14 protein-coding genes are annotated in these 13,027 nt (G+C 63.6%); 4 read left to right on the top strand and 10 right to left on the bottom strand.

Annotated elements, in window-relative coordinates; genetic code table 11:
* Positions 1–3 precede the first annotated feature (3 nt).
* Genes ureE through ureG form a run of 4 tightly spaced genes read left to right on the top strand, consistent with a single transcriptional unit; the run spans position 4 to position 2,379 of the window.
* Entirely contained in the window at positions 4–507 is a 504-nt protein-coding gene (gene ureE, locus CAG44_RS07220) for an urease accessory protein UreE (RefSeq protein WP_075045402.1), read from the top strand.
* Positions 508–524: 17 nt separating this feature from the next.
* A complete protein-coding gene (locus tag CAG44_RS07215) occupies positions 525–1,070 on the top strand; it encodes a HupE/UreJ family protein (protein ID WP_025339423.1) in 546 nt (181 codons plus the stop codon).
* Positions 1,070–1,744, top strand: coding sequence for an urease accessory protein UreF (locus CAG44_RS07210; RefSeq protein ID WP_075045400.1), 675 nt, complete (start codon positions 1,070–1,072; stop codon positions 1,742–1,744). The genes CAG44_RS07215 and CAG44_RS07210 overlap by 1 nt, the downstream gene beginning before the upstream one ends.
* 11 nt (positions 1,745–1,755) lie before the next feature.
* Positions 1,756–2,379, top strand: coding sequence for an urease accessory protein UreG (gene ureG / locus CAG44_RS07205; RefSeq protein ID WP_010953755.1), 624 nt, complete (start codon positions 1,756–1,758; stop codon positions 2,377–2,379).
* Between the two features lie 343 nt (positions 2,380–2,722).
* Here ureG and CAG44_RS07195 read toward each other — a convergent pair whose 3' ends face one another.
* From CAG44_RS07195 to pnuC, 10 genes are all read right to left on the bottom strand, one after another.
* Positions 2,723–3,451 carry a thioredoxin family protein gene (locus tag CAG44_RS07195; RefSeq protein WP_085691855.1) on the bottom strand — a complete coding sequence of 243 codons (729 nt, stop codon included), beginning with the start codon at positions 3,449–3,451 and terminating at the stop codon, positions 2,723–2,725.
* Between the two features lie 93 nt (positions 3,452–3,544).
* Entirely contained in the window at positions 3,545–5,746 is a 2,202-nt protein-coding gene (locus CAG44_RS07190; protein WP_085691854.1) for an LTA synthase family protein, read from the bottom strand.
* 136 nt (positions 5,747–5,882) lie between these two features.
* Positions 5,883–7,163 (bottom strand): transporter, encoded by a 1,281-nt coding sequence (locus CAG44_RS07185; protein ID WP_085691853.1) that lies wholly within the window; start codon positions 7,161–7,163, stop codon positions 5,883–5,885.
* A gap of 39 nt (positions 7,164–7,202) precedes the next feature.
* Positions 7,203–7,955, bottom strand: coding sequence for a hypothetical protein (locus CAG44_RS07180; protein WP_085591262.1), 753 nt, complete (start codon positions 7,953–7,955; stop codon positions 7,203–7,205).
* Between the two features lie 46 nt (positions 7,956–8,001).
* Positions 8,002–8,682 carry a C39 family peptidase gene (locus tag CAG44_RS07175; protein ID WP_025339417.1) on the bottom strand — a complete coding sequence of 227 codons (681 nt, stop codon included), beginning with the start codon at positions 8,680–8,682 and terminating at the stop codon, positions 8,002–8,004.
* Between the two features lie 62 nt (positions 8,683–8,744).
* Positions 8,745–10,292 carry a heme utilization protein gene (locus tag CAG44_RS07170; protein ID WP_085591258.1) on the bottom strand — a complete coding sequence of 516 codons (1,548 nt, stop codon included), beginning with the start codon at positions 10,290–10,292 and terminating at the stop codon, positions 8,745–8,747.
* A gap of 48 nt (positions 10,293–10,340) precedes the next feature.
* Entirely contained in the window at positions 10,341–10,919 is a 579-nt protein-coding gene (locus CAG44_RS07165; RefSeq protein ID WP_075045393.1) for an adhesin, read from the bottom strand.
* Between the two features lies 1 nt (position 10,920).
* Complete coding sequence (locus CAG44_RS07160) at positions 10,921–11,355, bottom strand: hypothetical protein (RefSeq protein ID WP_085591256.1); 435 nt, start codon at positions 11,353–11,355, stop codon at positions 10,921–10,923.
* A gap of 298 nt (positions 11,356–11,653) precedes the next feature.
* Entirely contained in the window at positions 11,654–12,223 is a 570-nt protein-coding gene (locus tag CAG44_RS07155; protein WP_085691852.1) for an AAA family ATPase, read from the bottom strand.
* Positions 12,220–12,786, bottom strand: coding sequence for a nicotinamide riboside transporter PnuC (gene pnuC, locus CAG44_RS07150; RefSeq protein ID WP_025339412.1), 567 nt, complete (start codon positions 12,784–12,786; stop codon positions 12,220–12,222). Before pnuC ends, CAG44_RS07155 begins: the two co-directional genes overlap by 4 nt.
* Between the last annotated feature and the right edge of the window lie 241 nt (positions 12,787–13,027).

Genomic DNA, 13,027 nt, shown 5'->3' with positions numbered 1-13,027 from the left:
CCGATGATTGTCTTGACCCGCCGTATCACCGACCCCGGCCAGCTGGGCGAAACCGGCACCGTTACCCTGGACGTGGACAGCCGCATCAAGAGCCGCCTGCGTGTGACCCTGGATGATGGTCGCGAGGCCGGGCTGATGCTCGAGCGCGGCCACCTGCTGCGCGGGGGCGAACTGCTGGCCGATGCCGAGGGCACCCAGCTGATCCGCGTGCTGGCGGCGCCCGAAGCGGTGTCCACGGTGCGCTGCGCCGACCCGCACCTGCTGGCCCGCGCGGCCTATCACCTGGGCAACCGCCATGTGCCGCTGCAGATCGAACCCGGCCTGTTGCGCTTCCAGCACGACCACGTGCTGGACGACATGTTGCGCGGCCTGGGCCTGACGGTAGAGGCCGAACAGGCGCCGTTCGAGCCTGAAGCGGGCGCCTACCAGAGCGCGCCGCACAGCCACAGCCACAGCCATGCCCACGGCCACGATCACCCGTTCGTGCGCCTGCCAGCCCATTCCTGAACTGCCTGGAGCAACCGATGAAAAAGACTTTCGCCCTGTTTCTGCTGATGCTGGCTCTGCCTGCCTTCGCCCACCCCGGGCACGACGCCAACCCGCTGCAGGACGGCCTGCTGCACCCGCTGACCGGTCTTGACCACCTGCTGATGCTGCTGGGCACCGGTGTACTCGCCGCGTTGACCCGGCGCAGCCTGACGCTACCCCTGGCAACCCTGGCGGCGATGTTCGGCGGCGCGGTGTGCGGCCACCTGTTCGGCGATGTGCTGGGCATGGAAACCCTGATTGCCGTGTCGCTGCTGGTGGCTGCCGGTGCCGTGCTACTGCCCAGCCGCCAACTGCTGCTGGCCATGGCCATGCCGGTGTTCGCCCTGTTCCATGGCTGGGCCCATGGCGTGGAAGCCACGCCAAGCGCGTTCTGGCAGTTCAGCGCCGGCTTCGTCACGGTCAGCGGCCTGTTGCTGGCGGCTGGCTTTGCGGTTGGTTGCCTGTTGCGCAGGCATAGCGGCCTGCAGAAGGCCTTTGGCGGTGGCCTGCTGGCCGGCGCCGCGCTGGTACTGGCCGGTTGATGGACAGTGACCTGGCGTTGTTGCGCCTGCTGCAGCTGGCCAGCCCTGGCTTGCCGGTGGGTGGCTTCACCTACTCGCAAGGCCTGGAGTGGGCGGTCGAGGCGGGCTGGGTACGGGGCGTGGATGGTTTCGCTGCCTGGCAGCGCGAGCAGATCGACGACACCCTGGCCTGCCTCGACTGGCCGGTGCTGGCGCGCCTTTACCACGCCTGCCAGGCCGAGGACGCCGAGGCCTTCGGCCACTGGAGCCGCTTTCTGCTGGCCAACCGCGAAACCGCCGAGCTGCGCCTGGAAGAACAGCAGCGCGGCGCGGCGCTGGCACGGCTGCTGGATGGCTGGCAACTGGGCCAGGCACCGGCCTGGCGGGCCAGCCTCGAACTCACCCAGCTGGGCGGTATGGCCTGGCTGGCTGCGCACTGGGCGATCCCACTGCGCCAGTTGGCCCTGGGCCATGGCTTCGCCTGGCTGGAGGGCGCGGTAATGGCCGGGGTCAAGCTGGTGCCGTTCGGCCAGCAGGCTGCCCAGACCTTGCTGCGCGACCTGGGGGCGGGGCTGCCCGCGGCCCTCGACCAGGCACTGGGCCTGGGCGACGACCAGCTTGGCGGCGGCCTGCCGTTGCTGGCCATTGCCTCATCGCGACACGAAACCCAATACACCCGATTGTTCCGTTCCTGAGGACTGCCTGCATGCAAAGCTATCAACAACCCCTGCGCGTCGGTGTCGGCGGCCCGGTCGGCTCCGGCAAGACGGCGCTGCTCGAAGCCTTGTGCAAGGCCATGCGCGATCACTACCAGATCGCAGTGGTCACCAACGACATCTACACCAAGGAGGACCAGCGTATCCTCACCGAAGCCGGGGCCCTTGAGCCGGAGCGCATCGTCGGTGTGGAAACCGGCGGCTGCCCGCACACGGCGATACGTGAGGACGCCTCGATGAACCTGGCGGCGGTCGAAGCGTTGGCGCGCAAGTTTGGCAACCTAGAGGTGATCTTCGTCGAAAGCGGCGGTGACAACCTGAGTGCCACTTTCAGCCCGGAGCTGGCCGACCTGACCATCTACGTGATCGACGTGGCCGAAGGCGAGAAGATCCCGCGCAAGGGTGGGCCGGGGATTACCAAGTCGGATTTCCTGGTGATCAACAAGACCGACCTGGCGCCCTATGTGGGGGCTTCGCTGGAAGTGATGGAGCGCGATACCCAGCGCATGCGCCCGCAGCGGCCATGGACCTTCAGCAACCTGAAGAAGGGCGAGGGGCTGCAGGCGGTGATCGACTTCATCGTCGAGCGCGGGATGCTGGGCGTGCGCGGGTGATGTAACGGGTTGAACGCAGTCTGGACCATGGCGCAATTCCTGTGGGAGCGGGTTTACCCGCGAACACCGGCGCAGCCGGTGCCACCCACCGCGTTGGCTTCTTCGCGGCTAAAGCCGCTCCCACAGGTACAGCGTTGCTCTCGAGGTTGTCGCTATACCTGTGGGAGCGGCCTTGTGTCGCGAAAGGGCCGCAACGCGGCCCCAGGGTTGATTCACAACAGTTGAAATTGCTGGGGCTGCTTTGCAGCCCTTTCGCGACACAAGGCCGCTCCCACAGAGGTCGCGCCGCCTTTGGGAATTTGAGCAAGACAGTTGCTCCCACAGGGATATGTGTTGCCTCACGTTATTTGTGGCAGCAGTTGGGCTTGTCCGGCTGCCCTTCATAACGGTCATGGTGCCGCACCCAGTCCATGGTCCCGGCCTCGTTGCGCCCCAGTGGCGCAATGTCGAGGAAGTTGTAGGTGTTGACCAGGATGTCCAGCCCGCGGGCATAGGTCGAGTAGGTGTGGTACACGCTGCCATCCGGCTCGCGATAGAACGCACTCAGCCCGGGAAGCTCGCTTTCATCGCCCTCGTATGGCTCATAGTTGTACTGCCGCTGGCCCTCGCTGCCAACGCTGACGCCAAAGTCCTCGTTGAACCCGCTGCCATGTGACGAATACCAGGGGAACTGCCAGCCCATGCGCCGGCGGAAGGCCTGGAACTCGGCATACGGTGCCCGCGACACCGCCACCAGCGACACATCGTGATGCGCCAGGTGCAGGTTGGCGCCGTCAAAGTGGTCGGCCAGGAACGAGCAGCCGTGGCAGCCTTCGCTCCAGCCTTCGGCGAACATGAAGTGGTAAACCAGCAACTGGCTGCGGCCCGCGAACAGGTCGGCCAGGCTCAGTTCGCCGTCCGGCCCCTCGAAGCGATAGTCGTGCTCCACCTTGACCCAGGGCAGGGCGCGACGGGCTGCGGACAGCGCGTCGCGGTGGTGGGTGAAGGCCTTTTCGTGCAGCCACAGTTGCCGGCGGGCCGCCAGCCACTGGCTGCGGGAAACCACCGGGTGCCTGCTTTCGCTCGTGCTCATGGTGCTGTCTCCACATTGGGGGATTCACACACTAGTCGAGCACGGGCGGGTCGAATCGACAGGCCGCGGCGGCCGGGCGATGAGTGGTATTGCTCAGCCCGAATGGGCGATATGCCCTTCGGTCAGTTCATCCGCTGCTTCATCTTCCCCAGGCAGCGCGGTGATCACGCTGAAGTCGCTGACTTCTACCTGGCCACCGCCATAGCCCAGCAGATGGAAGGAAAACGCCTTGCGCGCGATCGGGTTGTCGAAGCTGAACTCCATCTCCAGCGGCTCGTCGGCAGTGACTTTCACTTCGTCAGGCAAGCCCAGCGGTACGTCTTGCTCCAGCTGCTTGGCCTTGAGCTGGATATAGGCTGCGCGCTTGGGGTCCAGCGAACGTACCTTGACCCGTACGCGGGTATGCGAACCCTCAGGCATTTCCAGGTACTGGGCGCCGATCAGGTTATCGGCCCAGTCATCTTTGATGCGCTTGCGCAGCTGGATCGGCGATGGGCCGCCGAACTGGTAACGCAGGTTGAGCGGTGTTTGCAGCAGGGACTGGTCGAGCACCCCGGCGAGGGCACCGATCTGCTGGCCGAGCAGGCTGTCGCCCGGGCCAAGGTAACGTGCCTGGTCGGCGATGAAGCCCTCGCTGGCGTAACGCCGGCAGCGCTGCTGGAAGTCGCATTCGGTGAACACACCCTGGCCGTCGTGATAACGCAGCATGCCGTTGGTGTAGGAGATCATCTCGCGACCGCTGTCGTAGTCGCGGTACAGCGAGCGACCGCCGAGCGCCATGGGGATGGGCAGGGCAAAGTAGTCGAGCAGGGAGGTGGTCAGGTCGATATGGCCATAGGTACCGCGCTTGATCCGTGGCAACTGTGCCTGCTCCGGCGCCAGGGTGAGGTTGAAGCCCCAGGACGAGGCCAGGCGCACACCGTCGATGCCGTGGGACTCGTCGGAAGTCACCACCACCAGGGTGTCCTTGAGCACGCCCTGGCGTTCGAGGTTGTCGAGGAATGCACCGAGTGCGTCGTCCAGGTAGGCGACTGCCGCCTGTTTCGGCGTGTCGTAGCGCTCCAGGTACTCGGCCGGTGCCGAGTAGGGCTGGTGGGTGCCCACGGTGAGCAGGGTCAGCATCCATGGCTTGTCCTGCTTTTGCAGCTGGCCGACGTAATCCAGCGCACCCTCGAAGAAGGCGCGGTCATCCTTGCCCCAGGGGAAGTCCAGGTAGTTCCTGTTGCGGAACCACTCCTGGCCGTGCACCGCGTCAAAGCCGATGTGCGGCATGATGCGGTCCTTGGCCATGAAGCGCAGGCCGGCGCCCTGCAGGTAGTGGGTGGTGAAGCCGGCCTGGCGCAACTGCGCCGGCAGGCAGGCCTGGTTGCGTTCGTTCTGGGTCAGCAGTTCCACGCCCTTGGGCGTGCCGTTGGCCAGCTTGTCGTAGTCACCGCACAGCATTGCGTACAGGCCACGGATGGTCTGATGGGTATGCAGCACGTAGTCCGGGGTGTTCATGCCGCGCTCGGCCCACTGGCTGAGTTTGGGCATCAGCTCTTCGTCGAAGCGGCTGTGCAGGGCCTGGCGGTTGGGCCGCAGGTAGGCCCCGGGGATGCCTTCCACGGTGATGACCAGCAGGTTGCGGGCGTTGCCTGGCCCGGCGAGCAGGCGCTGGCCATGCAGGTCGGACTGGGTCAGGCCGGTGCTGGCCAGAGGGGTGAAGGTTTGCGTACGGCCCATCCAGCTTTCGACCTGGCGCTGCAGGTTGCCGGCCCCGGCCGACAGCAGCTGGTGGGTAAGGTTGTATTGCCGCCATTGGTCGGCGTCGGAAGGTACCAGCTGCTGGCTGCCCCAATGGGCGCCGAACAGCAGCAGTGGAATGGCCCAGGCCGTGCGTGGCAGCGGCTGGCTGGGTTGGGTGCGGCTGCGCCAGGCGCTGGCCAGCCAGGCCAGCAGGCCGGCGCCCATGGCCCAGGGCAGCCAGGCATGGGCCAGGCCGCCACCGGTCGAGTTTTCCATGAACTGCGGGTCGAGCAGGTACGTCAGGTCGGCGCTGGTGGGCAACCGGCCCACCGCGCTCACCAGTTCGGCCGAAGCCACCCAGAGGGCCGCCCAGGCGAGCAATACGGGGAACGCCAGCCACCACGGCCGACGGTGCAGCAGCAAGACCAGCAGGCTGCCGAGGGCGAGGTCGGACAGGTAACCGAGTGGGTTGGACCAACCCAGCATGGCGCGCGTACCCAGTGGGATCACCAGTACCAGGGTCGCCAGGGCGACAAGCCGGGTACGTGGGTGGTCTGACAGGTTCTTCACAAAAACATCCCTTTTGCCATTAAATCGTCATGCAACTGTGCTTGATGATAACAGGCCGTGGCAGGGAAGGCGGTCCGGGACAAGGCTGGTAACCAAAAGCCGGGCCCGTTCGCGCGAGCCCGGCCGATGGCAAGTATCAGAAGTAGTAGGGGAATTTCAGGCTGAAGGAAAAGTCCGGCGCGTCATCGGTCAGACCAATGGACAGGTTGGGTACGATGGTCAGGTTGTCGGTGGCGGCGAAGGTCATGCCGATGTTGAAGTTGGCCGCGTTGTAGTCGCTGTTGGAGATCGACTGCCAGTCGCCGCCATCCGGTTTTATCTTGCTCTTGCGGGCGAACTGGTCGGACACCGAGAACGACATGCTCATCTTCTCGTTCAGGGCAAAGGCGATACCGCCGCCGATCTGCCACGAGTCGCCCAGCTTCACATCGCCCGGCACCTTGCTGTTGACCTGTGGGCTGATGTCGCTGAACGAGTCTTCCATGTTGTAGGTGTAGGACAGGCTGCCGAACAGCACGGCGGGGTCGAAGGTCTTGACCAGCGAGATGCCCGGCGTGATCGACCAGACGCCGTTGCCGGTCGGCAGGCTTTCCGGTACTGACAGGTTGTCGTTGCCCTCTACCTGGCGCAGTTTTATGCCATAGGGGTCTTTGCCGGTCGGCGCCTTGATGCGCAAGGTAGCGACGGCGTCAGGCCAGGTCTCGTCTTCGTCGAGGAACTTGTAGGCGACACCGACGTTGACGTCGCCGATTTCCGGGTCGCGGGTTACGGTTTCGTCCGAGGTGCTCGCCCCGGCGCCGCCCGCACCGCCGGAAGAGTAGGTGGACTCGCGGTACACCACCGGGACGTTGATGTCGAACTGCCAGCGCTGGGCGAGGTTGTAGCGGGCAGTCATGTCCAGGGTCCAGTTATCTGCCTTCACCCGGTCAAGGTTGATACTGCCGAGGAAGATCGAGTCCAGCGCCAGGAAGCCGTTGAGCACCAGCGCCCGGGTATCGTAGTGGGTATAGGTGACACCGGTCTCGAAGCTGAACTTGCCGCCGCCGAAGAAGCCGCTGGCCTCATCGTACAGGTTGGACACGCTCTGAGCCGGTTCAGCGTCGGCGGTCAGCGCTTGGCCATAGGAGCTGCCGGTGGTGCCCGGTGCACCCGAAGCCACAGTCGGTGCACCTTTGACCCCTTCGGCCGGGGACCTGACCAGGCGTTTGGGTGGGGGGGCTGCCGGGGTTTCTTCTACCTGGCGCACGCGCTGTTCCAGTACCATCAGCGCCTGTTGCTGTGCCTCGTAGCGCTGCTTGAGTTCGAGCAGTTCCTGCTTCAGTGCCTCGACCTGCGGGTCGGCAGCTGCGAAAAGGGAGGTGGCCGGAGCCAGGGTGGTCAAACAGACAATGGCGCTGAGCGTGAATGATCGGTGCATGGATTTGCCGTCCCTTTCGACTGCCTTTGAACTTGGAGATCAATAACCGAATGTGCGCAAGCCCTTGAGCTGGTCGAGGCTGCCGTTCAACGAAGCAGCTGTCGGCACGCTTTCGCGCATCACTACATTGAGCGTGGTGACGTTATTGACCCGGTTGCCATTGCCCAGCAGCGTCGAGTTCTGCATCAGGCCACCCTGCGCCAGGCGCTGCACGCTGCTGCCCTGGTTGTTACTGGCACTGATGTTGAACTGCACCCCTACGCCGCTGGCGGAGACACTCAGCGCCCCTGCGCCGTTTGCGCCTGTCAGTGTCTGGCCGTTGGCCAGTGCCTGGCCCTGTGGCTGCACGGTGGGCGCCTGATCGGCCTTGGAAACATTGATGGCGACATTGTTGTAGGCGGTATTGTTGTCGCCAGCTGCGCGTACCACCTGGGTAACACCCTCTGTGGTGTTGAGGCCGGCACCGCCTGTAACGGTACCGGTGCCCGGTGCCGTGGCTCCAGCTGACGCTGTGCCAGTGCCGCTTTCGTCGATCAACGACACGTAGAATTGCGGTTTGATGGTCGACTGCTGAATCTGCATCGTGCTCGTCGCGCCGATCACGTCCCCTTTGGCATTCTGCCAGGTGCTGGACATGACAATACCGAAACTCACGATCCGCCCCGGCATCACGTAGCGGCCACGCAAGGTCGCCAGCTCATGGTCCTTCAGTTCGATGGGCTTGAAGGTTTCGGCCTGGGTAGGAAGGCTGACGGTCAGGCATGCGATTGCAAGCCAGAATGCATTCTTCATTGGGGTGCTCCCCGGAGCCTCGTGCTCCTTGTCGTTGCAAGAGTCGTTAGAAGAAGTCGCTTTTGATGAACCCGAAGTCCAGCAGCTCTGCATCCTGCACCGGGGTGAAGTTGTTCACCCGGCCCTTGGCGGTCAGGGGCAGGGGCGGGTCGAGCAGGATGTTGTTCTTGTCGTAGCCCTGGCCGATCACGGCGAATATGATGCCGTTCCAGCCCTTGAGAAAATCGTCGACCTTGTAGCGCTTGTGGCCCAGTACCGGGTCACCGATGTACACCCAGCCCTTGTCTACCTTCTGCATGACCACGAAGTGCTTGTAGCCGCGCACGTCCATCAGCACCACGACCGGGATGCGCACGCTGTGCAGGGTCTCGGGCGCCACCCGGTAGCCGCGGGCACGCATCCCCAGGCTTTCCACGTAGCGTTTCATGTCGAGCATCGAGAAGCCTTGCGTGCGCACCAGGTCCTGGTCGGCGTGGGCCAGCATGCCTTCGATGATCTGTTGTTCGTCCACGTCCAGCCAGTAGGCCTGGCGCAGGATGGTGGCCAGCGCGGCGGCGCCGCAGCTGAAGTCGGTCTTCTGTTGCACCAGGTCGGCGAACTTGCGCTCGCGTACGCTCTGGATGGGCTTGAACACCACGGCACCACCCGGCAGTACGGACAGCGGCATTTGCGCCGCTTCGCTCACGCTGGCCAGGCACAGCAAAAACGCCAAGGCAATGATGCGCATGATCGGATGCCTTCCGGTTCTGTTGAAGAAAGGCCCCCCGAAGGGGGCCTCAAGCGCAGCGATCAGAACGAGGTGTTGGAGATGGCCAGCGAGTTGCTCTGCTGGTTGCCCACACCGGCTGCCACGTTCACGCCCAGGTTGCCGCTGCCACCGTTCACCGAACCGCTAAGGGTTGCAGTGTTGGTAACAGGGTTGGCCCAGCCGGTCGGGGTCAGCACTTGGAAGGACACGGTATTGCTCAAGTCGTAGGCACTGCTTTCGCTGTAGCTCTTCGACACGTCGTTCGACGATTGAGACGATTTCTCGCCAGACTTTTCAAACGCCGATTCCGATGCGTTGGCATAGGTCGACTCGTGAGCCTTCTCATACGAGGAGTCGCGAGACTTCTCGTATGCCGATGCGCGAGTCTTGTCGTACGACGATTCGTGGTTGCGGTCGAAGGAAGACTCGTTCGACTTGTCGAATGACGAGTCGAACGCTTTCTCGAACGATGCGTCGTACGAGCTGTCACGTGTGCGGTCTACATCGACATTGAGCGATGCGTTGAGCGATGCATCGAAGCTGTCGGTGCGGGTGCGTTCGCGACGGCCGTCATCGGTGGTCACGGTACGGCTGGCATCGGCTGCGGCTGCCAGGGTGGCACTCAGGCTGGAGCTGCTGGACGAACTGGCAGTGGCGCCAACCGAGCCACTGGCATTCCAGCTGTTGGAGCCGCTGGCACTGGAGCTATTGGAACCACTGGCACTGGAGCTGTTCGACCCGCTGGCACTGGAGGTCTTCGAGCCACTGGCATTCATGCTGCTCGAACCACTGGAGGTCCAGCCATTGGAACCACTGGAACTGGCACTTTGCGAGCCGGCCACGCTGAAGCTCGAGGACGAGCTGCGGTCGTCGGTCGAGTTGAACGTGCCCTCACGCGAGCTGGAACCGCTCTTGGTGGTGGTGATGGTCAGCGTATCCACCCGGTAGGTGCGGTCGGCGCCGTTGTTCACCGTCAGGCCTGGGCCGTTCTGGTCGGCAGAGGCGGTGGCAGTGGCGTTGCCCAGCGGGGCTCCGGTGTTGGCGATGGCCATGGTGTTCTTCTGCTGGTTCAGGTCGCCGCCAGCGATGTTGACGCCGACGTTACCCTCTGCACCATCGGCCGAGCCGGTCATGACTGCCGAGTTCTGGGTGGACCAGTTGTCGACACGGTTGTTGTTGCTGAACTGGCTAACGTCAGCGGTGGCTTCGGCGGAGCCGAACACGAAGCTGTTGTCCAGGCTGGATTCGGACGATGCGTTGGCAATGGCCGCAGCATTGTCCTGCTGGTTGCCGTTACCGGCCGCCACGTTGACACCTACGTTGCCGCTGGCACCAGAAGCCGAGCTGCTCATCTCGGCTTCGTTGATGGTGCCTTGGTTGGTGATGGTGTTGCCGGTGCTGCGCTGGCTGTCCATGGCGTTGGCGGTGGCAAACACAGGGATCCTGGTGGGAGGAGGCGTGTGCTGCCCGTTGTTGTGGTGACCATTGTGGTGCCCGCCACGCCGGTCGTTCTGATCAGCTTGTACAGCAACAGCCATGACCGCAGCAATTGCGAAAACCAGAGGCTTTATTGCCATCGAGGGTTTCATGGTGATTCTCCGTACGATTAGGTTAAGTGTCGTTCTTGACTGGCAGGGTCAATCCGCGACCCGGATGCTCAGGGTGTTGGCCATGCGGTTTCCCACCCCGGCACTCTGGTTCAACTGAATCACTCCACGGCTACCGGTGAAGGCCTGGTCACTGGTGGTGACCTGGCGATGGCCAGTTGAAGTGTCAATCGGACCGGAGTTGTTGAGCAGCGCCACGTTCTGCTGCATGAGGACGCTGTCGTCGATGCTTTGCGGCTGGGCACCGATACTGATGCTCAGTGCGTTCGCTTGCTGGGTGTTGGCGCCGGCGCTCTGGTTGATCCCGAGGGCGCCGCTACCGTTGCTGAAGGCGTCGCCCTGTATGGTCGAGCGTGCGTTCATTGCGGGGTCTGCTGGGGTGTTCAGGCGCTGGCGGATCTGCGTGGTGGCGCTGGCCTCGGGCCCAACGGCGAAGGCGCGCGCGTTGGCCTGTTGCTGTTGGTCACCGGCCGCTTGATTGACCGACAGGTTGCCCTGGTAACGGCTGCCCGAATTGTCGATATCGGCGTTGTTGATCACGGGAACCGGGGATTGCGCGAAGGTCGATGTACTGCACAGCGTGATCAGGATCAGCAGCGTGTGCTTCATCTCACTTGCCTCCGGTCAGGATCTGCAGCGGCGCCAGGCCGCGCTGCAAGCTCGAATTGACCATGTTCGAGATGCCATTGCCCGAGCCCGTGCCGCGGCCACCGGCCAGGTTGGGCAGCTGGGACTGGTTGTTGAGGTTGCCGCCCAGGTTGTTGGTCTGCTGGGTAATCAGGGTACTGATACCTGCACCGCTGCTGATGTTGGCGAAGTCGCCATCACTCAGTTCGTTGGTTTGCTTGAGGATGTGGGCGGAAGGGTTGGCATTGACGGTGGTGGGGTTGGGGTCGGGTCGTAACGGCGGGACAACGGCGTTGCGTGTCTGCACGTCACGGGTTATCACGATGATGCCGTTGTCGGCCTGGGCCGTCAGGCTCAACGAGCCCAGCACACATCCCATAAGCAACAGGTGATAGAGGCGTTTGTCAGTTTTCCTCACGACGGCAACTCCTTCAATGAGCGCTGGCCCTGTTCAGCGATGCGAACCAGGCAGCAGAAGGTGTGCCGCTTTTGAGAAGCGTTTTCAGATCAAAAGCTTAAGGTGAGTACCATGACAAGCTGCGGCGTATTCTGTCTCGGGATTGAAACAGGCAGCCGCTGGCGGTGCAGGCAAAGCCAGTGTTAGCCTTGATTGGAAGGGTTTTTGCAGGAGTGTTTCAGCGCCTTGACACTACCTTCGACGCCCAGCAAAACCCCATGTTTTCAGGGGCTTCGCCCCACAGGGGTGTGTCGGGGGATTAACACTCGGTGGGGCAGGATGGCGCATCGCTACCAATGAGCTTAGCCACTGTTTGCAGTGCCAGCAACTGGCGTTGTGGCCAATTGCCCTCAATTATTTTGTACGCTTGGTCATGCCGTTGCAGCCAGTGCAGGCTGTCGTCGAAAAAGCGCTGGCGGTCGCGCAGTTCGGGCTGGCTGCGCTGGCCATCGGCAACCCAATCCACGCCTTGCGGGCTCAGCAGCAGGTGCAGGTGGTAATGCCGTGCCAGCAGCGCCTGCTCCAGCCAGGCCGGGCAGTCGCCGAACAGGGCGCGGCTCCAGAGCATGTTGCTGAGCAGATGGGTGTCGAGAATCAGCAGCGGCGGTGCCTGCTCGCGTGCGTGGTCTTCCCAGGCCAGCTGGCCGCGGGCGATGGCAGGGATGTCGGCATAGCAGGTGTCGCGGCATTCCTGGTCGATGAAGTGGCGCACGTATTCGGCCACCACCACGCCGCCGAAATGCGCCTGGATCACCCCGCTGAGCCAGCTCTTGCCGCTGGATTCCGGGCCGCACAGCACCAGTACTTTCATGGATTGTGCCGCGCTCATGGCTGCACCAACGCCGGGTCACGGCGCCATTCCAGCCAGCCACGCACGGCAATCAGGGTGAGCACGGCGAAGAAGCCTGCGGTGAAGTACAGCTGCTGGTGCAGGTACTGGCCCACGTAGATGATGTCTACCACCACCCACAGGGGCCAGCACTGCAGGCGCTTCTGCGCCATCCACAGTTGTGCCACCAGGCTGAAGCCGGTCAGGGTAGCGTCCAGCCAGGGCAGGGCGGCGTCGGTCCAGGTGGCCATCGCCGCGCCCAGGGCGGCGCTCAGCAGCACCCCGCCGGCCAGGCCGGCGAGCAATGCCGGGCGCTGCAGGCGGGTGACCTGGCGGGCGTCTTCAGCATGGCCCGGGCGCTTCCATTGCCACCAGCCGTAGACCTGCAGGATGGCATAGGCCACTTGCAGCAGCATGCCCGAGTACAGCTTCACCTCGTAGAACAGCCAGCCATAGATCAGCACCATGACCAGGCCGATCGGCCAGCACCAGGCGTTCTGCTTGACCGTGAGCCAGACAGCGGTGACGCCGAGGACGGCGGCGATGAGTTCAAGGCCGGACATCGGCGATCCTTGGAGACTGCGGGGGAGGGGCGCGATTGTAGCGGGTCGGCCGGGGAAGGTGTAGGGCGTTGGGGCCTTTGGGGCTGCTTTGCAGCCCATCGCGACACAAGGCCGCTCCTACAGGGGGACGCGATCGTCTGTAGGAGATTCTATGGTTGTGGGCAATGCTTTTTGCCCCCTTTGCTCATGTATTCGCCTTGAGTCTTCATCAAGGCGAATGCAATTCTGGCCAGCTTTCGGG

Origin of the sequence: Pseudomonas sp. B13(2017), from assembly GCF_002113245.1 — a bacterium.
GTDB classification, from domain to species: Bacteria; Pseudomonadota; Gammaproteobacteria; order Pseudomonadales; family Pseudomonadaceae; genus Aquipseudomonas; species Aquipseudomonas putida_Z.
The sequence above is the reverse complement of the archived record's forward strand: the minus strand, read 5'-3'. Positions and strand labels throughout refer to the sequence as shown.